The sequence below is a fragment of the Acinetobacter sp. AS167 genome (assembly GCF_037152175.1).
GTDB lineage: Bacteria > Pseudomonadota > Gammaproteobacteria > Pseudomonadales > Moraxellaceae > Acinetobacter.
The window spans coordinates 42,976-66,890 of record NZ_JBBCMP010000006.1; the positions used below are offsets into that span (position 1 = coordinate 42,976).

The 23,915-nt window shown below is 37.5% G+C and carries 27 protein-coding genes; 13 read left to right on the top strand and 14 right to left on the bottom strand.

The genetic code is table 11. From position 1 onward, the window contains the following. Nucleotides 1-37 precede the first annotated feature (37 nt). A complete protein-coding gene (locus tag WFN33_RS11675) occupies nucleotides 38-1,666 on the top strand; it encodes a phospholipase D family protein (protein WP_336953309.1) in 1,629 nt (542 codons plus the stop codon). A 532-nt stretch (nucleotides 1,667-2,198) separates the two neighbouring features. Here the strand turns inward: WFN33_RS11675 and WFN33_RS11680 are convergent. Next, entirely contained in the window at nucleotides 2,199-3,011 is an 813-nt protein-coding gene (locus tag WFN33_RS11680) for a lysophospholipid acyltransferase family protein (protein ID WP_336953310.1), read from the bottom strand. 338 nt (nucleotides 3,012-3,349) lie between these two features. Between WFN33_RS11680 and hflX the strand changes: the two genes are divergently transcribed. The 5 genes from hflX (at nucleotide 3,350) to WFN33_RS11705 (ending at nucleotide 6,811) form a co-directional block, all read left to right on the top strand. Further along, a complete protein-coding gene (gene hflX / locus WFN33_RS11685) occupies nucleotides 3,350-4,681 on the top strand; it encodes a ribosome rescue GTPase HflX (RefSeq protein WP_336953311.1) in 1,332 nt (443 codons plus the stop codon). Nucleotides 4,682-4,724: 43 nt separating this feature from the next. Further along, nucleotides 4,725-5,096 carry a hypothetical protein gene (locus WFN33_RS11690; protein ID WP_034610058.1) on the top strand — a complete coding sequence of 124 codons (372 nt, stop codon included), beginning with the start codon at nucleotides 4,725-4,727 and terminating at the stop codon, nucleotides 5,094-5,096. A gap of 9 nt (nucleotides 5,097-5,105) precedes the next feature. After that, a complete protein-coding gene (locus WFN33_RS11695; protein WP_336953312.1) occupies nucleotides 5,106-5,774 on the top strand; it encodes an LrgB family protein in 669 nt (222 codons plus the stop codon). A gap of 94 nt (nucleotides 5,775-5,868) precedes the next feature. Beyond that, nucleotides 5,869-6,312, top strand: coding sequence for a DUF2147 domain-containing protein (locus WFN33_RS11700; RefSeq protein ID WP_336953314.1), 444 nt, complete (start codon nucleotides 5,869-5,871; stop codon nucleotides 6,310-6,312). A 52-nt stretch (nucleotides 6,313-6,364) separates the two neighbouring features. After that, nucleotides 6,365-6,811 carry a DUF2147 domain-containing protein gene (locus WFN33_RS11705; protein WP_336953316.1) on the top strand — a complete coding sequence of 149 codons (447 nt, stop codon included), beginning with the start codon at nucleotides 6,365-6,367 and terminating at the stop codon, nucleotides 6,809-6,811. A 130-nt stretch (nucleotides 6,812-6,941) separates the two neighbouring features. Here the strand turns inward: WFN33_RS11705 and WFN33_RS11710 are convergent, their stop codons facing one another. The 4 genes from WFN33_RS11710 to WFN33_RS11725 all read right to left on the bottom strand — a co-directional run bounded on the left by WFN33_RS11710 (nucleotide 6,942) and on the right by WFN33_RS11725 (nucleotide 10,190). Further along, on the bottom strand, nucleotides 6,942-7,790 hold the full coding sequence (locus WFN33_RS11710) for a symmetrical bis(5'-nucleosyl)-tetraphosphatase (protein WP_336953318.1): 849 nt from the start codon (nucleotides 7,788-7,790) through the stop codon (nucleotides 6,942-6,944). After that, entirely contained in the window at nucleotides 7,791-8,603 is an 813-nt protein-coding gene (rsmA, locus tag WFN33_RS11715) for a 16S rRNA (adenine(1518)-N(6)/adenine(1519)-N(6))-dimethyltransferase RsmA (RefSeq protein WP_336953320.1), read from the bottom strand. 38 nt (nucleotides 8,604-8,641) lie between these two features. Then, nucleotides 8,642-9,613 (bottom strand): 4-hydroxythreonine-4-phosphate dehydrogenase PdxA, encoded by a 972-nt coding sequence (gene pdxA / locus WFN33_RS11720; RefSeq protein WP_336953321.1) that lies wholly within the window; start codon nucleotides 9,611-9,613, stop codon nucleotides 8,642-8,644. A gap of 202 nt (nucleotides 9,614-9,815) precedes the next feature. Then, complete coding sequence (locus tag WFN33_RS11725) at nucleotides 9,816-10,190, bottom strand: hypothetical protein (protein WP_336953324.1); 375 nt, start codon at nucleotides 10,188-10,190, stop codon at nucleotides 9,816-9,818. Nucleotides 10,191-10,570: 380 nt separating this feature from the next. Between WFN33_RS11725 and rplM the strand changes: the two genes are divergently transcribed. Together rplM and rpsI are read left to right on the top strand one after the other, a co-directional pair. Continuing rightward, complete coding sequence (rplM, locus tag WFN33_RS11730; protein ID WP_004722943.1) at nucleotides 10,571-10,999, top strand: 50S ribosomal protein L13; 429 nt, start codon at nucleotides 10,571-10,573, stop codon at nucleotides 10,997-10,999. Between the two features lie 12 nt (nucleotides 11,000-11,011). Continuing rightward, nucleotides 11,012-11,398 carry a 30S ribosomal protein S9 gene (rpsI, locus tag WFN33_RS11735; RefSeq protein ID WP_004647927.1) on the top strand — a complete coding sequence of 129 codons (387 nt, stop codon included), beginning with the start codon at nucleotides 11,012-11,014 and terminating at the stop codon, nucleotides 11,396-11,398. Nucleotides 11,399-11,467: 69 nt separating this feature from the next. Here rpsI and WFN33_RS11740 read toward each other — a convergent pair whose 3' ends face one another. Further along, nucleotides 11,468-11,932, bottom strand: coding sequence for a hypothetical protein (locus WFN33_RS11740; RefSeq protein ID WP_336953326.1), 465 nt, complete (start codon nucleotides 11,930-11,932; stop codon nucleotides 11,468-11,470). 122 nt (nucleotides 11,933-12,054) lie between these two features. Between WFN33_RS11740 and WFN33_RS11745 the strand changes: the two genes are divergently transcribed. The 5 genes from WFN33_RS11745 to WFN33_RS11765 all read left to right on the top strand — a co-directional run bounded on the left by WFN33_RS11745 (nucleotide 12,055) and on the right by WFN33_RS11765 (nucleotide 15,827). Continuing rightward, a complete protein-coding gene (locus WFN33_RS11745; RefSeq protein ID WP_004722947.1) occupies nucleotides 12,055-12,708 on the top strand; it encodes a glutathione S-transferase N-terminal domain-containing protein in 654 nt (217 codons plus the stop codon). Between the two features lie 26 nt (nucleotides 12,709-12,734). Beyond that, the gene (locus WFN33_RS11750) at nucleotides 12,735-13,175 is read left to right on the top strand and encodes a ClpXP protease specificity-enhancing factor (protein ID WP_004722950.1); all 441 of its coding nucleotides are present in this window, start codon (nucleotides 12,735-12,737) and stop codon (nucleotides 13,173-13,175) included. A 15-nt stretch (nucleotides 13,176-13,190) separates the two neighbouring features. Further along, the gene (locus WFN33_RS11755; RefSeq protein WP_336953328.1) at nucleotides 13,191-13,850 is read left to right on the top strand and encodes a hypothetical protein; all 660 of its coding nucleotides are present in this window, start codon (nucleotides 13,191-13,193) and stop codon (nucleotides 13,848-13,850) included. A gap of 457 nt (nucleotides 13,851-14,307) precedes the next feature. Then, entirely contained in the window at nucleotides 14,308-15,279 is a 972-nt protein-coding gene (locus WFN33_RS11760; RefSeq protein WP_336953329.1) for a hypothetical protein, read from the top strand. A 14-nt stretch (nucleotides 15,280-15,293) separates the two neighbouring features. After that, complete coding sequence (locus WFN33_RS11765) at nucleotides 15,294-15,827, top strand: GTP-binding protein (protein ID WP_336953331.1); 534 nt, start codon at nucleotides 15,294-15,296, stop codon at nucleotides 15,825-15,827. A 743-nt stretch (nucleotides 15,828-16,570) separates the two neighbouring features. On the opposite strand, the gene WFN33_RS11770 is transcribed toward WFN33_RS11765, so the two are convergent. From WFN33_RS11770 to acnD, 8 genes are all read right to left on the bottom strand, one after another. Then, nucleotides 16,571-17,287, bottom strand: a complete 717-nt coding sequence (locus WFN33_RS11770) for a DUF1003 domain-containing protein (RefSeq protein WP_336953332.1) — start codon at nucleotides 17,285-17,287, stop codon at nucleotides 16,571-16,573. Nucleotides 17,288-17,874: 587 nt separating this feature from the next. Next, nucleotides 17,875-18,342 carry a hypothetical protein gene (locus tag WFN33_RS11775; RefSeq protein WP_336953333.1) on the bottom strand — a complete coding sequence of 156 codons (468 nt, stop codon included), beginning with the start codon at nucleotides 18,340-18,342 and terminating at the stop codon, nucleotides 17,875-17,877. 247 nt (nucleotides 18,343-18,589) lie between these two features. Beyond that, a complete protein-coding gene (locus WFN33_RS11780; RefSeq protein ID WP_336953335.1) occupies nucleotides 18,590-19,039 on the bottom strand; it encodes a hypothetical protein in 450 nt (149 codons plus the stop codon). Between the two features lie 392 nt (nucleotides 19,040-19,431). Then, on the bottom strand, nucleotides 19,432-19,635 hold the full coding sequence (locus WFN33_RS11785) for a hypothetical protein (RefSeq protein ID WP_336953336.1): 204 nt from the start codon (nucleotides 19,633-19,635) through the stop codon (nucleotides 19,432-19,434). 290 nt (nucleotides 19,636-19,925) lie between these two features. Continuing rightward, nucleotides 19,926-20,501 (bottom strand): DUF4126 domain-containing protein, encoded by a 576-nt coding sequence (locus WFN33_RS11790; RefSeq protein ID WP_151956807.1) that lies wholly within the window; start codon nucleotides 20,499-20,501, stop codon nucleotides 19,926-19,928. 126 nt (nucleotides 20,502-20,627) lie between these two features. Further along, complete coding sequence (locus WFN33_RS11795) at nucleotides 20,628-20,762, bottom strand: zinc ribbon-containing protein (RefSeq protein WP_004722968.1); 135 nt, start codon at nucleotides 20,760-20,762, stop codon at nucleotides 20,628-20,630. 170 nt (nucleotides 20,763-20,932) lie between these two features. Then, on the bottom strand, nucleotides 20,933-21,085 hold the full coding sequence (locus WFN33_RS11800; protein ID WP_171287899.1) for a hypothetical protein: 153 nt from the start codon (nucleotides 21,083-21,085) through the stop codon (nucleotides 20,933-20,935). Nucleotides 21,086-21,258: 173 nt separating this feature from the next. Continuing rightward, nucleotides 21,259-23,865: a Fe/S-dependent 2-methylisocitrate dehydratase AcnD gene (acnD, locus tag WFN33_RS11805; RefSeq protein ID WP_336953337.1), complete on the bottom strand. Its 2,607-nt coding sequence runs from the start codon at nucleotides 23,863-23,865 to the stop codon at nucleotides 21,259-21,261. Nucleotides 23,866-23,915: the final 50 nt, after the last annotated feature.

The following is a 23,915-nucleotide window of genomic DNA, read 5'->3' on the forward strand; positions in this document are numbered from 1 at the left end:
AATTATACTCTAGCTCTGAGAAATCTTAGAAAATATTATGCAAAGAACGATCAATCGTAATACCCAATTACAGCAAAAAGCTCACAATCACCATGTGTCAAAATTTTGGGTGATGATCGGTTCTTGCCTCTTACTCAGCCTTTCTGCCTGTTCAACTCTACCTCGACAAGAAAATATTAAACCCGAATATGCTTACGATATAGAAACCAAAGACACCCCTTTAGCACAAATTATTTCCCCATTAAAAGCGCAAAATCCAGAGTTAACTGGTTATCACGTTCTGTATGATCCGCTGGAAGCAATCGCAGCACGCATCAATTTGATTGAAAAAGCACAAAAAACATTAGATTTGCAATATTACATTTGGGACAATGACAAAATTGGCTCATTGGCTTTATACAAAATTATTGAAGCCGCAGATCGCGGTGTTAAAGTTCGTTTACTGATCGATGATAATAATGCTAAACAAATGGAAGGGGTTTATCTCGCCTTAGATCAACACCCAAACATAGAAGTAAAATTATTTAACCCTTACCGTTTTAGAAGTATTCGTCCAATCGATATGGTGCTGGATTTAAAACGTATTAATCGTCGTATGCATAATAAAACATTTACTGCTGATAATCAGATTTCATTAATTGGCGGACGTAATATGAGTAATCAATATTACAATGTTAGTGACAATTATCAATTTTCAGATGTTGATGTCATGCTTGTAGGCCAAGCGGTAGATGATATTACCCATTCTTTTGATGAATATTGGAATCATAGCTATGCTTATCCGGTAAGAAATATTGTCAATCACAGTACCTACACCTTACGTTATGACAGCCTAAAAGAACAATTAACCCACCATTACCAAGAAATTACGGTTCAAAATTATTTAAATTTAAGTAATCGTACGCATGCTTTTGATCAGTGGCTCAATCAGAATATTCAACTTGATTGGGTCAAAGCAGAGGTGGTCAAAGATGCCCCTGATAAAATTCAGGCCAAGGCAAAAAAAGAACAGCATCTCAACTTCCAAATGGTGAAACGCTTAGATATCCCAACTCAAAATGTCGATCTGATCTCTGCTTATTTTGTTCCGCAAAAAAAAGGCGCAAAGAAACTGGTTGAGCTGGCAGATGAGGGCGTCAAAGTACGTATCCTGACCAATTCATTTAAAGCCAATGATGTCGCATTGGTGCATGCATTTTATGCAAAATATCGAGATAACTTATTAAAAAATGGTGTCGAGCTTTATGAGTTCCTGCCTGCCGTTTCTGAGGAGAATCTCTATGCAAATTCAGAAGAAATCTCAAAGAAAGCCAAAGTCAGTTTAAAGGGCTTAAGCCGTTCTAGCTTGCATGCCAAACTGATGGCTGTGGATAATAAGCAAGTATTTATTGGTTCATTTAATTTCGACCCACGTTCAGCCAACTTAAATACTGAAATTGGCGTCATTATCAACAGTCCACCGTTGGCAATTGCTGTACATAAAACCATGGACGATAATTTAAAAAAATATGCTTATAAGTTGGTTCTAGATTCACAGAATAAAATCAATTGGCTCAAAGAAACACCTCAAGGTATTGTCACTTTAAGAAAAGAACCAAAAATGAAGTGGTGGCAAAAAGCAGGAATTAAGGTGATTTCTTGGTTGCCGATTGAGGGCTTTATGTAATCCTGAATAGTTTCATAGATATGGTATAAGCACTGAATAAGCAAAGTAATACAATTCATGAAAAATTGCATAATATAAGGTGTATTCACTGCCTTATATTTTGAGAAAAGTTTCGATCAATTTGCATAAGCGATGCTCTACTTTTCTCGGGCAATGCCAAAACTTACGCTGCAAACAAAGCCGTGCTTTGTTTTTGCTCAAGTTTGTCAAAGGGGCAATCCTTATCGCCCTTGACCAACGGCGGCATCCATGCCGACAAATGCGATAGCCATCTCTGGTAAAATCGTTGAGAAACAATAATGCATTCACTGTATTTTTGAATCTAGAATCAATCGTCCTCACTTATTATTTTTTGCTTTTTCGAACAATCCTCGTTGTGACTCTGCTCCTGAGACAAATATGTTGGCTTGCTGAGTAAAAATCATGATTATCTATTCTGATAAAAAATAAAGATATTTTATAAACCTACACACTCTTGCAGACAGCTTTTGAGCTATTCAAAACAGTCAGAAACATCATTTTGAATAGATCGTCAATCTGTTAGGACTTCTTTCTGTAGATCTTCCAAGCCTTTTTGCATCATCACTTGCACTTGTTGAGTCAGGCTTTCAACTGTATGCCCTTCTGTTGCAATCGCAGGAAAGGTTTTGAGATGCGCCACAACCTTTGGCATTTCCAGCACAGCTTGAACATGTTCAACAAATGTGGTTTCGCCAATAAAAGGCACCACGGTATCTAATTTCCCATGTTGATTTACATAGCAAATCACACACACTTGTACGGGTTTCTTAGCTTCAATCGCTGCACCTAAGATCCGACCATGTACTTTTTTGACTTTTGAACCATCGGTGGTCGTTGCTTCAGGGAAAAACAAAACTGGAATATCTTTACTTAAGAACTCAGCGATTTGCTCTCGAATACGCACCGAATCCCCTGAACCACGTTTAATAAATAGGGTTCCACCACCTTTAGCCAAATTGCCAAAAACTGGCCATTTTTCAATTTCAGCTTTCGCTAAAAAGAATACCCTTGCCCCAGAACCTAAAACAGCAATATCCAACCATGAAATATGGTTACTCACCCACAATGCAGGTTCACGAGGAATATCGCCATGTACACGTACATCAACATTAAATACTTCACTTAGCCGGCGACAAAAATATTGAACATAACGGGTATTTTTAGGATTATTGGGATCTTTATAGAGTTGATGGCGGTAAACCAGATAAAAGCCTTCTGCAACAGCAGATGTTCCTGATACCAGTTTTTTACTGTACAAAAAGACTTTAGATAAAGCGCTTAATTTCGATGGTTTTGACTTTTTGATTGCTTGTTGTTGAGTCATAGATATTCACTAAACAAAATGTATTTCATATTAAACTGGCACTATTGTATACATATCTAAACCAACTTGCATTCATCATAGATGACATTAACCCTGATTAACTTTGCTAAATGAATATTCAGATAAGCACAATCCTAAATTATAAGAAGATGGAGTATCAATCACGCAGCTAGCTTTTTCAGAACATCTAAAAAATCACTAGAGAAATATAAATAAACATTTTAAAACAAATTCAAATGGTTATAAATTTATTCCAATACTTTGCATACGGCTAAGGATTTAACACAGAATATCCTTTAGAATGATTTTTCTAATCTAATGTCTGAGTTTTACAATCTGTGGAATACTTTGATCAAAATCAAGGTGGTGAAAAAACCATTTTAGTCAGTGTGAATGTTCAAATCTTAGAAGATCTTGATGCAGAAGAATTTCGATTACTGGCTAAATCTGCGGGCGCGGATATATTAGAGCATTTAAGCGTACAACGGATTAAACCCGACCCTAAGTTTTTTATTGGTTCAGGTAAAGCAGAAGAAATTGCTGAGCAAGTTGAGGCAGATGAAGTGGAATTGGTCATTTTTGACCAAGCACTATCGCCCGCTCAGGAACGCAATTTAGAACGTATTTTAAAATGTCGTGTGATCGACCGTACAGGTTTGATTCTTGATATTTTTGCGCAACGTGCCCGTACCCATGAAGGTAAACTACAAGTTGAATTGGCTCAGTTAGATCACCTTTCATCACGTTTAGTCCGCAGTCGTAGCAATCTAGACAGTCAGAAAGGTGGTATTGGTCTACGTGGACCAGGTGAAACCTTACTTGAAACAGATCGACGTCTATTACGCATCCGTATGGAACAGCTCAAAGATCGTCTAGAAAAAGTCCGAAAAACACGTATTCAAGGCCGTGCTGCTCGCCAAAAAGCCAATATTCCAACTGTGTCTTTAGTCGGTTATACCAACGCAGGCAAATCAACACTTTTTAATATTTTGGCAAATAGTGATGTTTATGCAGCAGATCAATTATTTGCCACACTTGACCCAACCTTACGCCGTTTAGATTGGGATGGTATTGGCACGCTTGTTCTTGCAGACACTGTTGGTTTTGTGCGCAATCTAGCTCATTCTTTAGTCGAATCCTTTAAGGCAACTTTGGAAGAAACTTTAGAAGCCACTTTACTGCTACATATCATCGATTCGAGTAGTCCTGATGTCATGGAACAAATTGATGCCGTAGAAACGGTGTTAAATGAAATTGGCGCAGATGTTCCAATATTAAGAGTTTATAACAAGATCGATCAAAGCGGAGAAGAAGCCAAAATCATTTATGCCAAACCGCACCAACCTGAGCGTGTTTATGTTTCAGCCCATACACAACAAGGTTTAGACCTGTTACGTAAAGCGGTACATGAATGTTTGATGGGCCAAATTCAACGTTTTGAACTACAATTAAAACCCGCTTATGGTAAGTTAAAAAATCAACTTTACGATCTTAACGTCATCGAATCTGAACATTATGACGATGAAGGCAACCTACAATTGGTGGTTGCCATGGCACCACAAAAACTGGAACAGCTCATCAATCAGGCACATATACCACTCGTTGAAATACTTGGAAATAAGGCAGAGCAATTTAAAAGACCGTTAGAAGAGTTTGAAATAAAGCGCTAAATCGGTTAAAACGTGAAAGATCAATTTTTATAAATAAACACACATGGATCAGTTAAAAGGTATCGATTGGCAAGCATGGATCTTCACAATAGGACTTATCATCTTCTTTCGTGAAGCTTCTGTGTTAGTGATGTCACAATTTAATCATCCTGAATTGGGCAATTTAACAGGTCTACTCAGCCTACTATTTGTGTTGGTTTTATGGCGTAGATTCAAGAAAATCCCTGCCCGTCTGGTCGATACCAACAATAAATTAATGAGAGAAAGTGGATTTGCTTTCCTACCGATATGTGCGGGTTCATTAATCATGCTGGTCAGTATGGGAAAAGAAATCCCCTTATTCTTGGTTGTGATGTTTGTCAGTACACTGATTCCACTCTGGATTTATGCAAAAATGGCGAAGAAGTGGCTATAGGAGGCTGATATGTTAAGTGTAATCACTGGTTTTTTAATCACACTAATTGCCTACTTGGCAGCGAAACCAATTAATAAACGCTTTCCTCAAATTCCGCTTCTGGTTATTGGCATGTTTTTTGTGATTGGAATTTTAATGATCTTTAAAATTCCTTACGAAAAATACAATACCGATATGAATGGTCTATTTAGCCACCTACTCGGTTATGTCACTGTGGCATTGGCTATTCCATTAGCCGCAATGCGTTATGATGATTTACCACTGAAATCTGTCGTAGGGATCTTGGTCTTTGCCAGTATCAGTGCTGTTGCATTACCTATGAGCTTAGCTTATTTACTGCATATGTCAGAACCGACCATTATGGCCTTTGCCACACGTGCTGTGACAACGCCAATTGCAATTAATATTGCAACTTTACTGCACTCACCAGTCACATTAGTGATTTTGATCGTAATTTTATCGGGCGTGATTGGGGCAGCATTTTCATCGATTATTTTACGTAATATTAATGATGAACGCGCATCTGGCTTGGCTTTAGGACTGGCTGCACATGCCATCGGAACGGCCCAAGCTTGGCAACGTGGAGCGGTTGCAGGTCGTTATGCAGCCTTTGGAATGGCAGTAAATGCGGTGTTCACAGCCATCTGGTTGCCAACTTTTATACTTTTTATAAAATAAATGTGATTTATTTTACTTTTCACATGATTGCCTAGAGTAATTATTCAGCTTAAGATGAACTATTCTTTCCCCCATTTTGATAAGGAATCAATAAATGAGGTTTAATAAGTTCATCTTAGGGACATTATTTTCTGTTTTAAGCTGTAGCAGTATGGCAAAAGATATCACTGGTATTTGGAAAAATATCGATGATAAAACTGGCTCATCTAAAGCTGTGCTTGAAATACGCAAAGAAGCCAATGGCACATATACTGGTAAAATCATCAAAATTACCCCGCGTCCTGGTTATACCCCAAAAGAAACCTGTATAGACTGTCCAGCGCCTTATACCAATAAACCCATTTTAGGTATGGATGTTCTTAAAAATCTCAAACAAACCAGTGATGAAGACTATGTCGGTGGAAAAATTATCGATCCACTTACAGGTAAAATTTATTCCATGAAAGCCAAACTCAACTCAAACGGTAATCGCTTGATGTTAAGAGGTTATGTTGGAGTGTCTGCACTCGGCCGTAGTCAAACTTGGATTCGTGAATAAGGCCTTATTCACAGATCACAACATTTAAACTTAAAAGAAAATAGGTATGCTTATGAAAAAAGGAATTTTCAGTTGTATGCTACTGGGAATGATCAGCTGGACACATGCAGCTGACATTACTGGCACATGGCGCACTGTCGATGATAAAACAGGTTATGTGCGTGCACATATTCAAATCGAGAAACAAAAAGATGATACTTATGTCGGTAAAATCATTAAAGATTTTCCAGCACCCGGTGAAACGGTTTTAACACAATGCCGCAATTGCCCCGCACCCTTTACCAATAAACCGATTATTGGCTTAACCATTTTACAAAAGTTAAAAGCTGATCCAAATAACCCAAACAACTATATTGGTGGCGAAGTTTTGGATCCTCGCGGAGGAAAAATTTATCACGGTAAAGCCCGCTTAAATGCAAGTGGAAACCGCCTGACCTTACGTGGCTATCTTGGTATTTCACTCATTGGTCGAAGTCAGACTTGGATTCGACAAGAATAATTTACTTTTCAATTGGTAGATGAATTCGCCAGTTAAAAGATTAAAATCATTTAAAATGGCGCATTGACATTATGCTTGAATCTCGTGACATTGCCAAAAATAAAAGCCACATCTTGTGGCTTTATTCATATCAAAAAAAAGGGTTATCTACACTGAAAAGTTTTTGATCCTCTAGTCGATAAGCCAGCAGTTGATGCCCCCAAACACACCCACCATCGACATTTTGGATTTGAGCATTGATGCGCTCACCTTGCAACGCTGCCCAATGTCCAAAAACGATCTGATGAGTTTTTGCTGTCTGCGATTCAAATTTGAACCATGGCTGAAAACCGACTGGCATCGGCTCATCTAAAGCATCTTTAAAGCTAAACTCTAAACGACCTTGGGCATCGGTCAAACGCATACGGGTTAAATAATTGGTAATACAGCGTAAGCGAGCATGACCTTGTAAATCATCTACCCATAAATCTGGCTCAGTGCCATACATCTCTTTCAGAAATGAATCAAGCACAGTAAAGTCATCATGCGCTAAGACTGCTTCCACTTCTTTGGCCAACGCTACGGTCTTTTCCGCATCCCAAATATTCGGAATACCCGCATGAGTCAAAATCGTCTTTTCATTGGGAAATAAGCACAAAGGCTGTTTACGTAACCAATCAACCAATTCATCACTTTCTAAAGCATGAATGACATCAGCAATATGGTCTTTTTCTTTAAGCTTTTTAATCCCACGTGCAACCGCCAGCAGATTTAAATCATGATTACCAAGGACTGTTGCAGCATTGCCTTGTTCGCATAATTTTTTGATAAAACGTATTGCACCCACTGAATTTTCACCACGGGCGATTAAATCGCCCGCAAACCAAATAAAATCTTGATCAGCATCGAATTGGATTTCTTTGAGTAGTGCTTTCAGTGCTTCAAAACACCCTTGTACGTCGCCAATCACATAATTATATCTAACTTTTTCCAGTGCCATTTAAGCCACCATTTGGTCAGATAATGCAACAAACTGAGCCAATGTTAAGGTTTCTGGACGTGCCATTGGATCTACACCAGCATTTTCAAAACCGTCTTCAACCAACATGCCTTTTAAGCTATTACGTAATGTTTTTCGGCGTTGTGTAAACACATGCGATACTAAACGTGCCAAAGCTTTTTCACTTTTAGCAACAATCGGTTTAGTTGCATATGGCTCTAAACGAAATACCGCAGACGTTACTTTTGGTGGTGGATTGAATGATCCCGGTGGTACTTCAAACAAGAAAGTAGGTTTGCAAAAGTATTGAATCATGACTGACAAACGACCATACTCTTTGGTGTTTGGAGATGCTGTAATACGATCAACCACTTCTTTTTGCAACATAAAATGCATGTCTTTGACTTTGTCACCAAATTCCAAGAGATGAAAAAGCAAAGGTGTTGAAATATTATAAGGTAGGTTTCCGACTACACGTAAAGGACGACCTTCCTGAAATAATTCAGTAAAATCATATTTTAATGCATCAGTTTCAATGATAGTTAGACGTTCAGGATGTGGTACTCGACCCGGTAAGCCTGCTGCCAAGTCACGATCCAGCTCTAGCACAGTCAAAGCATCACATTCACCATTTAAAGGCGAAGTTAAAGCAGCTAAACCTGGCCCAATTTCAACAATATTTTCTCCTGCTCGCGGGGCGACAGAACGAACAATTTTGGCAATCACACGTTGGTCATGTAAGAAGTTTTGTCCAAAACGCTTGCGCGTATGATGCCCTTCATCTTTTGGGTTTAAGGCATTAATTTGATACATAAAAAATATCCAACGTGATAAATAAGGTTGTTCACAACTTAATTCGAACGAGCTAGATCAAGTGCTAAATCGACAGCGACATGCAAACTTGAACTTTTTGCAAGGCCTGTACCTGCAAGGGAGAGCGCAGTACCATGATCGACCGAGGTCCGAATAAAAGGTAAACCTAAAGTAATATTAATGGCTTCGCCAAATCCCTGCGATTTTAACACAGGTAACCCCTGATCGTGATACATCGCTAAAACAGCATCAGTACCTTTTAAATGATCCACAGTAAATAAAGTATCAGCAGGCATACTTAAACTCATGTCTATGCCTTGCGCTCGATAACTTTCAAGTACAGGATTAATCGTATCAATTTCTTCATGACCTAAATAACCACCTTCACCTGCATGAGGATTTAAACCACACACCAAAATACGCGGATGATTAATTTTAAATTTTGTTTTTAAATCATGAATCAGAATATCAATCACCTGATGGAGACGTTGTTTGGTAATGGCATCTGCAACATCCCGCAATGGTAAATGGGTGGTCACTAAAGCGACTCTTAACGTTTTTGTTGCAAGCATCATAACCACACGCTCCACACCCGCAAACTCTTGGTAATATTCTGTATGGCCACTGAAGTGGATCCCTGCATCATTGATAATTGACTTTTGTACTGGCGCTGTAGCAACACCAACACTCAGCCCGCGCATCGCATAGTACGCAGTTCGACGCAATTGCTCGATCACATATGCAGAGTTTTGTGGGTTTAACTCCCCTAAAATAACATCTACAGCTAAAGGAACATGTTCAATATAGACTTGACCTTGAGCCAAACGCTCCGTCTGTCCTTTATACTCAATGAGCTGAACACTTTTGTTTAAAATTTTGGCACGATCCCTCAACATATTGATATCAGCCAATACAACAACTGGACGATCATCAATACGATCTGCCAAATCTAAACAAATATCTGGGCCAATGCCAGCAGGCTCACCACTGGTTATATATAAAGGAAGCATCTAGAACTCTTTTAATAGACCTTGCATAGACAGTATACATCGGTTCTAAATTATCATTTCCAATTCAAGTTCATTTTTTATATCGAATATAACTAAATCACGTAAAAAATGAACCAAAAATATTTCTCAAACCACCTATATAAGACCATTGCAAACAATTTTTATATTTCATCAGACTTAGATGATGGAAACTTAAAATGCTTTAGAGCTGACTTTTAGACGCTGGCCGAGTTTCTGGTTGAGCTTGCTGTTGATCAATCTCAGAGAAATCATACATCGATTCAACCTCTTTCCCACACTTGGATGGGGCAATATGTTGATCAAAGATTATTCTGACTCGATGGTCTGATTCAACTTTTCCATAGACTGTATATTCGCCACTTCGGCTTTTATCATCATCATCCCCCCATTGCACGACAGCATCAACCTCCTCACCAATAGGGATATGTTGCGTTTGAATAAGTAATCCAACCGCTTGGCAAGGATATGCGGATTGAATTTCTTCACTAAAATCAACCGTCATCCATTGAACAGAGATAATCCTGTCTCCAAGATCAGCTTGATTTTGATAATGCACAGGAGCACTTGGATGAAGTTTCGGTAAAGATGAGGCCTAATCCAGAAAATCAGCTTGAGCAAAACTAAGGTTTAAGTTGCCTCCACCCACTATCAGTAGAAGGAATTTTATTGAATTTATTATTTTCATTTTTGCCTGACTTATTTTCTTTATATCACTTTTATTATTCATAAAGTCTGTCACAATTCCAATATAAATCAGAAAACCTTACAACATTTTATCCAAACTAAGCTTTGCTTTTGGCTACGTTTATCAATATAATGATGCGCTTGAAATTCAATATTTCAATTGCGACTCTAACTCTTTTCAGATAGAATTCGCACTCCTTTTTGTTTGGACAGATTCCATAGTCCAAACCAACTATAATAGGTAGTGGTTTAATGAAAACTCTCAGCGCTAAGCCAGCTGAAGTTCAACACGACTGGTATGTTGTTGATGCTTCTGGCAAAACTTTAGGTCGCCTTGCGACTGAAATCGCTCGTCGTTTACGCGGTAAACACAAAACTTCTTATACGCCTCACGTTGACACTGGTGACTACATCGTTGTGATCAATGCTGAACAAGTACAAGTGACTGGTAAAAAATCACTTGATAAGAAATACTATCGCCACACTGGTTTCCCTGGTGGTATTCGTGAAACTAATTTTGAAAAATTAGTTGCTCACAAACCAGAAGAAATCTTCGAACGTGCTGTAAAAGGCATGTTGCCAAAAGGTCCTCTTGGTTACGCGATGATCAAGAAAATGAAAGTGTACGCTGGTACTGAGCATCCTCATACTGCTCAACAGCCACAAGTTTTGGACATCTAAGGGATACAGCACATGGCTACTAACTATGGTACAGGTCGCCGTAAGACCGCAACTGCACGTGTTTTCCTATCAGCTGGTACTGGTAAACTCGTAATCAACAACCGCACTCTTGAACAGTATTTCGGTCGTGAAACTGCTCGTATGGTTGTTCGTCAACCACTTGAGCTTTTAGAAGTTACTGAAAAATTTGACCTTTACATCACTGTTGCTGGTGGTGGTATCGGTGGTCAAGCAGGCGCTATCCGTCACGGTATTACTCGTGCATTGATCGCTTCTGATGAGACTTTAAAACCTGCTCTTCGTCAAGCTGGTTTCGTTACTCGTGATGCTCGTGAAGTTGAACGTAAGAAACTTGGTTTACGTAAAGCTCGTAAACGTCCTCAATTCTCTAAACGTTAATTCGTTTACCGAATCGGACAAAAAACCTCGGCATTTGCCGAGGTTTTTTTATGGGTTAACTATTTGAAGTTATTTTGTTTTATCTCGTTTAGAGCAGTCCATGACAGCGTCAGAAATCCCATCGGCAGCTTTTGATTCTGTAATCGTACAGCCATTTTCCTGATAAGTTCGAGTTTCCTTAGAGAACTTATGATCTTTCGGAAGCGGTGCATTACACGGCTTATCGGTCTTTACATTGACCATTTTCACGGGTCCATCATTGTAGATCGTCACCTTACAACCTTTTACGACATATTCTTGTTTGATCCCACCATACATTTCTTCTTCAGAAGCAGCAGACGCAACATCACAGGCCTCATCAGCACTACATAAGGTTCCTTCTCCAGCCACTTCTGCTCCTGCAGCTTCGATTGCTTCAGTGGCAGTTTCTTGTACTTGAGTATCCAAAGGTTGCTTCTTTGCATATGTATTTGAAATACCCATCATTAACAGCAATGCCAACGCCAATTTACTGTGCTTATTTATTAAATTCATAGGTTTATCCTTGTTTCCTATCTATTTGATAGCAATACCCACCATAAGCTTATTAAAGTTAAGATGATTTTATTGTCTATTTTTAGTATTCTACTCTATTCACTTCACTTAGTTTTTGGAATATGCCTGTCGAAAATGCGCCTCAACAAGGGATTACATTGTATAGCCACGAGGATGACTTTCGTTCACATTGGATTAGATTTCTTCTTGCAGAAAAACAAATTAAACATACCTTAATCATTGTCGAAGAAGATGATGAAGATTTAGCCAGTTTAAATCCATATAATCAACTACCTATGCTGATTGAAAACGATTTAAAGCTGTTTAATACTAGTATTATTTCTGAATACTTAGATGACCGTTATCGACAGAACAAACTTTATGCGGATGCCCCAGCACCACGCGCAGAGCAAAGACAGTATATTTGGCGCTTTGAACAAGATTGGCTTAAACTTGCAGACATTATGCTACGCCACCCAGATACACTTAATGAAGCTGCAAAAAAGAATGCACAAAAACAATTAAAAGATACTTTGGTATCCCTGACCCCACTGTTTCAACATTATCCTTATTTTATGTCTGAAAACTTTACAATTTTAGATTGCATGTTAGCGCCAATTTTCATACGGTTAAAACATATGGGAATTGAATTACCGAAACAGCAATCTCGTCCAATTTTATTATATTGCCAACGGATTTTTAGCCGCCCTGCTTTTTTAAAGTCGATGACTTTTAAAGAGAAAAACAGATATAGTGAATTTTTGGCAAAATTCTAGATCGCAAATCAATAGAGTATTTTTTAATGTCTGAACAAGAATTGAACTTAACCCCAACTCGACCATACCTTGCACGCGCAATATATGAATGGATTTGCGACAACAATTTAACGCCATACTTACTTGTTGACGCAACTAAACCCTATACCGATGTACCACAACAATTTGTACAAGATGGACAAATTGTATTGAACATCGCACCACATTCTGTACATATGTTAAATATGACCAATGAAGCAATTACCTTCTCTGCTCGTTTTAGCGGCGCATCCAAAGATATTTATGTGCCTATAAATGCGGTATTAGGCTTGTATGCACGTGAAAATGGACAAGGATTATTCTTTGATCCAGATGAATATGCCAATGTGCAAATTGATGAAGATGTTTTAGAATCAAATACAAGTGAAGAAGTAGAAACTAAAACTGAGGCACCAAAGAAAAAACCAAGTTTAAGAATTTTAGAATAGAACAAGGAGAACTGAATGGCTTTTGATCTCGTACAATACTTTGCTGAGCAGATAAAGATTCAAAAGCCTCAGCTATTATCTCAATTAGAGCCTGCCCAACGTATTGCACATATTGAAGAACTCAATGCTTTAACCTTGGGTAAACTCATTACGCTATGGCGTAAGGATGATGATGCTTTATATCAAGAAATTCTTTCGCAAGATCAGTTATACAGCCAAGAAATTTCTCGACACCTCACCACCTCTACTCAGAATAAATCCAGTTTAGATAAATCTATACTTGAACCTGTAACAACGGAAATTCTTGAACTACAGCTTGCTGAATTAAAGCAACTTGAAACAGCAGGAAGTTTAGGTAAGCGAGGTCTTCGAGAATTGGTGATGGGGCAAATTGAGCACCTATCGGGTCAGGCAAAAGATTGGGTTTGGTCAACAAACGAACTAACCGAACTGATTGGCTCTCAACCTGTGCCTGAAGAAGAGATATCATTAGATGAAACGATGAAGGAGTTTAATCAAATGGTCAATGTTCAAAAAGTAGATCTTCATGCTGATCACAAAGAAGTCATAGTAACCGAAACCGCAAATCCAACCTGGGCTAAAATTGCAGAACCTGTGGTAGCACTTGTGGTTTTATATATTCTTTTTGAAGCAGCGACAAAGCTTTTTGCTTAATTTAGTTTGATAATCAAAAATTATAAAAAGCGATCGAAATGATCGCTTTTTTTCATGTAAAAAATACTTAAGTAATTTTAATCATTTCATGTGATTAAAATCACAGTAATAATATTATAAATGATAAAACATGCACAAACATAATAAATATTTAATTCACTATTAAGTTAAGCTTTTACTGATAAAAATAACTAAGCAATTTATTTAACTTTGAGATAGATTTTTTATAATAACTAATGTTAATTTAAAGCAATGAAACTCTCTAAACTTTAAGAAAAATTAACAGTTTACACAGGAGGATAATAATGTAAGAAATATACTGATTAAATGCCAAGCAATTAAACATTAAAAAAATGATTTTACTGGAAAAAGAACAAATCTAGCGTTAACTTAAACTAATTACGACCGTTAAAAAACAGTTTACACTTTAATTTTTTAATATTAGATAAGTGATATTATGAACAATCAATGTATCAATATCGCAATTTCAGGCTTAGGTTTAACCACCTCTGACGATCTTAAAATAAGGCTTAGAAAAATTTTACCAACCAATATTGGTATAAATTGGACAAGTGTTTCAGATCAAAATATAAATTGTATTTTGATCAATGAGCAGTTTTTTGAAAACAATAATATCCAGAATATTATCCAAAATAAAAATATTCCTTATTTGAAAATTTCAAAACATAGTGAACATAAAGAAAGTGCTGAAGATAATTTACTCTGCATCCCTATTTATGACGAATTCACACTGAAAAACTGGGTCAACATCAAATTACTGCATAAGACTGAAATAGAACAATCTGAACTTAGCCAAATTTCAGATGATGAAGCTGATGATCAACTTGAAATCAAAGAAATTGATTTTTTTGCAGCGCTTTTCCATCACGACAGTCGTAAAGTCATTTTAAATGATCATCTCGGCACGATTGCGATTATCGACCATCATGCGCATCTGGCATGGCTTGAAGCAACTCGTGAAGAATACCAAACAGATCGCTCGATACACTATACGGCAGCAGTCACTGCGGATTTTATAAAAGTTTCACGTAAACGACAATTCAATTTAGAAAATTGGTTATTTAACCTGATTTGGAAAAATCCCAATTTAATTACTGTACCTGCAGCTGATAAATATTATCGTCTCAAATTTTGGATTCAACCCAATGAGTTGGATAAGAAATTACTGCTACAACTAAGTGCATGCTTTATTTCTGGGGCAGAAATCCAACATGTCTCAGACAAACTCAACATTCCAGTCGCAACCGTGCAACACTTTGTTGCTGCGAATTTAGCCATCCATAACGCTGAACTGATTTCAGCAAAAGAAAGTCGATTTGATAAAACACCAAGTGATACTGAGCAAACGGAAGAAAAAGGGATTTTAAAAAGCTTTTTTAACAAATTAAAAAATCGATTTAAATTTTAAGGGATAAATCTACGATGATTATTCAGAAGTACAAAATTGTTTTTGCTGGTTCAATGGGGGCAGGTAAAACTGAAGCGATTAAATCTTTATCAGAAATACCTGTATTAGCAACAGAAGCATTTAACACCGATGATCGTAGCCATAAAAAACTAAACACAACCGTGGGAATCGATTATGGCGAAGTAACCCTTGATGATGGCAGTAAAGTTGGGCTGTATGGCACACCAGGACAAGGTCGCTTTGACTTTATGTGGGGCGTGATATGCAAAGGCGCGATTGGTACGATTTTGTTGATTGATCATAGCTTAGCAACACCCTTAGATGAACTTGAATACTACCTCAATATTTTTAAACAGTATGGTGAAAACATTGTGATTGGAGTCACCCATATCGATGATGATATGAATAAGCCAACGCACCAATACCGTCAATGGTTGATGGAACGCGATCTAAATTTACCTGTGTTTTTTATTGATGCACGCAAGAAAGCCGATGTGTTATTGCTCTTAGAAACCTTAATCACCACATTAGAAGTAAAATATTTATAGGCTATTGATCAGTATTCACTTGCAGCAGATCTACTAATGGAATCCCCAAAAGAAGTTATTTAAGTAATGAAATAATTACAGATTAAAATTCTGCCGTGAGCGAATAAAATATTGAAACTTATCTCTATTCATATAATTGTATGAATTGCCATTTATGGCTTGCTCTAGGTCGGTACATTAATGCATACCTATACTGCGGCATCTTAACAATCTGTATGATTTTTAGCTTCTTATTGATAATTTCTTAATTGCTTTGTCGGTAAGTTAATGAGATCAAATAAATGGAATTTTACGGTATAATTTTCATGGAATTTTTCAGGATGAGCGGGAAAACAACTCTGGTTTACTTCAACTATTAAAACTTTGTAAGTTTTAATCCTATTGCCTATAAACTTCTGATTTATAGCGTCCTAAGCCGAATCGAGACCTTGTGGGTAAGTACTACACTCACGTTGTACGTAACTGGTAGCAATCTACTCTTTTCGATCCCTTACATCCTTGAGATAAATATTAACGAAATCGGTTCGGAATTATTTTCCTAAGATTAAGATTTTCTCGTGAAATTTAGAATTATTTTCCAAAATCAATCACAATCTAAGGATTTTTTATCTTTTATATTTCTAAAATGATTTTTTATTGCAAACTCATTTAAAAAATCGAGAATATATTTCTGTTCTTATCAACAAAGCCACCAACTCAAAAGAGCCGTAACGCTCAAAAGCTTTTTCTGTATTTTTAATCTTTCACTCGCCTTTTTTTACTTCTCTTTTATTCATTTCTGATAATAAATCCAATTGAATTTCCTGAATTTTTGCCAGTTTATCCCACTGATGAATAAGTAAATGATCTATTTTTTCATGTAAATGACGGATTTCTAATTCAGCTTTTAAATTGACTTGATAATCATTTTGGGAGCGTATACGATCTTTGGCTTCTTGACGGTTTTGACTCATCATAATAATTGGTGCTTGTACTGCAGCAAGACAAGATAAAATAAGATTTAATAGAATAAACGGATAAGGATCAGTAGGTTGTTTTACGATCACAACTGTGTTTAATAAAATCCAAACAACTAAAAAGAGCATAAAACAAATTAAAAACGTCCAACTTCCGCCAAAAGTTGCAATTTTATCTGCGAGCCTTTCCCCAATGGTCCATTTTTTTTCAAGTTGTGTTTCAGTATTTTTTGTTATTAATTCATGCTGTTGCATACTATTAAGCACTTCATACTCTAGGTTTGACACCTCCCCCTGCTCCGATTGAAGCAAAGATTGCACATACTGCATACGATATTTGGTTAAATCTAATTTACAAATATAATCCTGCGCAGACCAATTGGGAAAATCTCGTGCAATTTCTTCAGTAATAACCTTACGTATAGCCCCGAGCGGAACAACATTCGCATGTGAAAAAGTTTGATTACATATTAAGCAAATATGATTTTCATTTTTATCATTCATTACACTACTCTTTATCATTGTTTGGTTTCAATATCTTTCATTATTTGAATAAAGTATAGAACTTATTTTAATGGGATGCTGAGATGAAATCATTTTGCTTTAATGTATTTTTCTGATGTTTTGAATAGGCTTAATTGATGAATCTAATTTGAGATTTTCACATTATTTTTATCGAATTTTTCAGGATGAGTGGGAAAACAACTCTGGTTTACTTCAACTATTAAAACTTGGTAAGTTTTAATCCTATTGCCTATAAACTTATGGTTTATAGCGTCCTAAGCCGAATCGAGACCTTGTGGGTAAGTACTGCACTCACGTTGTACGCAACTGGCAGCAATCTACTCTTTTCGATCCCTTACATCCTTGAGATAAATATTAGCCAAATCGACTCGGGATTATTTTCCTAAGATAGATTAATTTTTTTATTTTTTAGGAAAATTTTCCTTTAAAAGTTACTTAATAAAGAAAATTTTTCAACAAAGCTTATTTAATGATTTTTTATTGCATAAATTTAAAAAAAAATGCAAATTTATAAATTTGCATTTTAGTCATTCTATTTCAATGATCACACGCTTTAATCTGCTAACTTAAGGCACATCTTTTAGCGAGGTTGTTTTACTATCACGCAAAATATCTTCCAAGCCTTGGGTATCCTGATTTAAAAATGCAGTTAAACTCGCTTTTACCTGTTCAAGTGTACTGTGTTTAATTGCAAATACTTCTTTATTTTTTCGTGTCATCAAGCCAAACAATTCGCGTTGTGGGAAAATCAATTTGATATTGCTTTCTATCTTAAATTCAAAATTCTCACTTTTTGCATAAGCATTTAATGTAATTTTTAAAAATGCTTCTGACGCTGAGTTCAACACTGTAAAAATAGTGTTTCGACCATCCAATTGTAATTGCAAAACGCGTTGACGGCGCCAACTGATACTTTCAAATTTCGCCAATATCTCAGCAATGTCTAAATCGCTCTCTTGCTCCATCTCACGCTCATCGGCGTGATTAGGATACTGAATTTGAATTTCAAACTTGTTCATTATTTTATAACGCATACCCTTAAAATCTATTTGTAGTGTAACAACACTCTTTAAAATTAATAGCGACTCCAATCAAAAAATTATAAATTAATCATTGATTTTAAATTACAAATTGTAAAATTTATCACTATATTTAATTTTTATATGCACTAGGTATATTTTATCTCTTGGTCAAACAATCAAGCCCGTTTATTCTTTTTTACAGATCAAGAAGGAAGCTCAAGCTTCCTTATTTTATATAGAAGATGTCAATCTCTAGTCGTTATGCCAAACGATGCTCTTGTAGCATTTTTTTATGCATCAATTGTCGATATTGTTCTGTCATCTCGTCGATTTGATCGTTTAGGAATAAGCTGAGCTGTTCTGAAACTTGTGATTGGTTTAAGTTTTTATACACCACATCATATTTCTTTTTACGTGTTAAAAGCCCCAAAAATTCTTTACTTTCAACAACCAGTTGAATATTGCTATCGATCTGAAAAACAGGGTCTGCTTTACTCGAGTGTGTATTTAACTGGATATGTAAATAAAGTTCTGTCTCCGTGTCCTGTACAGCAAAGGAAATATCAGAATTTTCAACTTGCCCCTGCGTCAGGAATAAACGGCGCCAATTGATCGCATAAAATTTTGCATGAATTTGCTCAATGTCCTCTGCCTCAAATGATACGATATCTTGTGCAGGCAAATTGATCTCGATCTCGAACTTTCTCATTGTTCTCACCTATCCATGTGATGTTTATATTATGAGCTATTAATAGCATTTATATTTTTGTTTTAAAACAAATATTTATGTTAAATCATTAAAATTTATTACTTTTTATCAAATACACATCACAAAAATCAGATTATTTATTGATGAAGTTTTTATTAATTTTTCTATTTTTATATCAAACAGTAAAAAGTATCAGCATACTTTTAATCCCCAAGTTATTTTTAAAACGATGAGTCAGCATAAGCTTTCATCGTGACTTCAAACAATTGACGTTTAAAATATACATTTCAATTGAATAGATATACGCTCTATTCCTTTTAATGTTATGCAGTTCCACCACATAAAGATGGAACTGCAGGTAAAATTGGTGATGGTTAAAGGCTATGAGCTTCTTAACAACAGCAAATACATCCTTTGATTTTTTCACGAGGCCAATTCATCTTTGCTCGTTTAATTGCCAGCTCACTTGTCGCAAAAAATCCCAGTAGATTTTGATTTTCCGCCTTAGGTAAATGCTCACAAGATTTGCTTGCATTGTGTACCTCGTATACACCATTGACTTGCGCATTTACATTGATAATAAATTTGTCCATCATAAAAGTTTCCCCCAATACTCTTAAAAAGACCTTGAGATTAAATCCATAAAAACGATGTTTTTATCAATCCCATAACAAAAGTATGCCTTTAAGGTGCAAAAATCAATCTCTCTTTTATTGATTTATTGTTGGGGAAATTTGTCTTTGTATTCGATTTAGAGTGAATCAAATTTTATGTCAAAAAACAGAAAACACTTAATCCAATTTAATGACTCAACCCAATTGAATTGAGTCATTATCCTCTTTGAATCTTGATAAACACTTGTTTCACAAATGCTAAAACACACTAACTACAATGGATGAACAACGCTTTCTTGTTTTTTCTTTCTTAACCAGCGAACCGCTAGCACCATCAAAATAATACCAACAATCACCACCAATACAGGAACGATAAGTGATAATACCGATACCACGATTGCCCCAATCCACTCACCTGTAGACACCAAAGGATTGGCTATTCCGCCTGTCGTTGCAGTAGATACACCACGAACCGCAACCGTGCCCATTTGTACGGCTGTTGCTGTACCACCACCAACGATAATCGCAGCCGCCCAGCTTGCAAACTGTGACATTTCACCTGTACTGACCGCCATGGTGGTCAATGTTCCAGCCACCATCGCTGCTGGCGTGGCAATAGTATCTAAAGCATTGTCGACCCAAGGAATATAGTACGCACCAATTTCACAAATGGTTGCGACAGCTAAGCCAATACATACCGATGGTATCGCTAACCACTCAAAACCTTTCATTGGCTCAAACCAGCCCATCAGTGATGCAACACTCATCACCAATAACGGTACAAATACACGAAAACCGCAGGCGGCACTTAAACCAATGCCAATACATAGACTCAGGATTGTTTCCATAATGATTTATCTGCCTTTTTCTCGTTATCTTTTCAACTATTATTAAATTAACAAAAAGCCCTATCACTGGATAGGGCTTTTGCTTAAAACAGGGAGTATCTGTTTTATCTGTGCGGCTTAGCAATCTTATTTTTTAAATTGATTGCCAAGGCATTTGGTACACTGGGGTAAACGATCTGTACCAATTTCTAAGTAAGTGCGATGTCCGCATTGGACACAAAAATAGAAGCCTGTTCCGGGTTTTTCGCCAGCAGTAACCATTTTTGTTCTCCATAGGTTTTAGAAATGGTGAATAAAGTATAGCCATATTTTGATGTATGTCTACTGTCTATTTCTAAAAATGATGGTGTCATTTTTGCAAGAAATGATTTCAAAAGAAAAATTTATGGTTTTTGAGAGCTACTGCTTAATCATTAAATAGCGCAAACCATTTAAAGCTCTTCTCTTTCTTGAGGTGGTTCATCTGTTCTTTCTTCCTCATAAAAATCATCAGGCATCTGTGACAATACGTTTAAAAGACGCTCAGCTGTGATTGATTCATCAGAATTTACCGTATCACTTTGAGTTTTTCGTAATAAAGACATTTTATTCCCCAAATAAAAACCCCACTGAACAGTAGGGATTTTTTTCAACAATTTCAATTCCTTTTTTCCTTAATCGCCCCCCTTGCGAAGTAATACTTCTCATCTTTAAAAAGAGAAGAACTCCCTCCTTTTTCAAAGGAGGGTTGGGGGAGGATTTAAAGAATAGAATTCAATTAAGCCACTTGCCCTTCCAAGAAATCCTGTGCAAAGCGTTGTAATACCCCACCCGCTTCATACACATGCACTTCTTCTTCAGTATCCAAACGACAAGTTACAGGAACTTCAATCACTTCACTCTTACCATCAACCGTGGCACGCTCAATCACCAAAGTTAAGTCTGTACGTGGTGCAATATTACCAATCACACTATACAGCTCAGTACCATCAAGCTTTAAGGTTTTACGGTCGGTGCCCGCTTTAAACTCAAGTGGTAACACTCCCATACCAACAAGGTTAGTACGGTGGATACGTTCAAAGCCTTCAGCCACAATCGCTTCAACCCCAGCAAGACGAACACCTTTCGCAGCCCAGTCACGGCTAGAGCCTTGACCATAATCCTTACCAGCAATGATGATCAGTGGTTGCTTACGATTCATATAAATCTCAATCGCTTCCCACATACGCATCACTTCGCCTTCTGGCTCAACACGCGCTTTAGAACCTTGCTTAATGGTACCGTCTGAACGAACCACCATTTCATTAAACAGTTTTGGGTTGGCAAAAGTTGCACGTTGCGCAGTTAAATGGTCACCACGATGCGTTGCATACGAGTTAAAGTCTTCTTCAGGTACGCCCATTTTATGCAGATATTCACCCGCTGCCGAATCCATCATAATTGCATTCGATGGTGACAAATGATCCGTGGTAATGTTGTCAGGTAAGATCGCAAGTGGACGCATATTTGACAATGTACGTGGTGCAGCCAAAGCCCCTTCCCAATACGGTGGACGGCGGATATAAGTACTTTGCGGACGCCAATCATATAACGGACTTTCTGATTTTTCTGTCACACCTAAATCAAACATCGGGATATACACTTTACGGAACTGTTCAGGTTTTACAGATTCTTTCACCAGCGCATCAATTTCAGCATCCGATGGCCAAACATCTTTTAGGTAAACTGGATTACCGTCTTTGTCATTGCCCAATGAATCCGTTTCAATATCAAAACGAATTGTGCCTGCAATTGCATAAGCCACCACCAATGGGGGTGAAGCCAAGAATGCTTGTTTTGCATAAGGATGAATACGACCATCAAAGTTACGGTTACCTGAAAGTACCGCAGTGGCATACAAATCACGATCAATAATTTCTTGCTGAATCTTTGGATCTAAAGCACCAGACATACCGTTACACGTCGTACATGCGTAGGCCACGATACCAAAACCAAGCTTTTCTAAATCTTCCAGTACACCAGCTTCTTCAAGGTAAAGTGCAGCAGCTTTAGAACCTGGTGCAAATGATGATTTCACCCAAGGTTTACGCACTAAGCCCAATTCATTTGCTTTACGCGCCAACAAACCCGCAGCAACTGTATTACGAGGGTTTGAGGTATTGGTACAAGAGGTAATCGCAGCAATAATGATTGCACCATCAGGCATTAAACCATCAGTACGGTTTTCAACTACGCCTGCAATACCTTTCTCTTTTAAATCTGCTGTTGATACACGTGCATGTGGGTTTGATGGACCTGCAATATTACGTGTTACCGTTGAAAGATCGAAACGAAGTACGCGAGGATATTCTGCCTGTTGCATATCCGATGCCCAAAGACCAATTTCTTTGGCATAACTTTCCACCAATTTGATTTGGTCTGATTCACGACCAGTCAAGGTTAAATAATCAATGGTGTTCTGGTCGATATAGAACATTGCCGCAGTTGCGCCATATTCTGGAGTCATATTGGAAATCGTTGCACGATCTCCTACAGACATACTGTCCGCACCTTCACCAAAGAATTCTAAATATGCACCCACTACACGTTCTTTACGCAAGAATTCTGTCAGCGCTAAAACGATATCTGTTGCCGTGATACCCGCTTTACGCTGTCCCACCAATTCCACACCAATTATGTCTGGAAGACGCATCCAAGATGCACGACCCAGCATGACATTTTCAGCTTCCAAACCACCAACACCGATAGAAATTACACCCAACGCATCTGTATGTGGCGTATGTGAATCGGTACCGACACAAGTATCTGGAAATGCGATACCTTCACGGTTTTGAATCACTGGAGACATTTTCTCCAAGTTGATTTGGTGCATGATGCCATTCCCTGCTGGGATCACATCGACATTTTCAAATGCTGTTTTGGTCCATTCAATAAAGTGAAAACGGTCTTCATTACGACGGTCTTCTACAGCACGGTTTTTTTCAAATGCATCTGGATCAAAGCCACCGTATTCCACCGCCAATGAGTGGTCAACGATCAACTGTGTTGGTACAACAGGATTAACTTTAGCAGGGTCACCGCCTTGATCTGCAATCGCATCACGTAAACCTGCAAGGTCGACTAATGCTGTCTGCCCAAGGATGTCATGACATACCACACGTGCTGGATACCAAGGAAAATCATGGTCTTGTTTACGGTTAATCAGTTCTTTTAAAGACTGTTCGAGAATGGCTCGATCACAACGGCGTACCAGCTGTTCAGCCAATACTTTTGAAGTGTATGGAAGTTTTGCATATGCGCCTTGCTGGATGTCTTCTACGGCTTGACGCACATCGAAGTATTCGAGCTGGGTACCTTGCAGTGGTTTACGATAGTTGTTATTCATTAGTTTTGTGCCTCTTGCATCATTTTGTACTGCGTGTCTAATGATTGGCA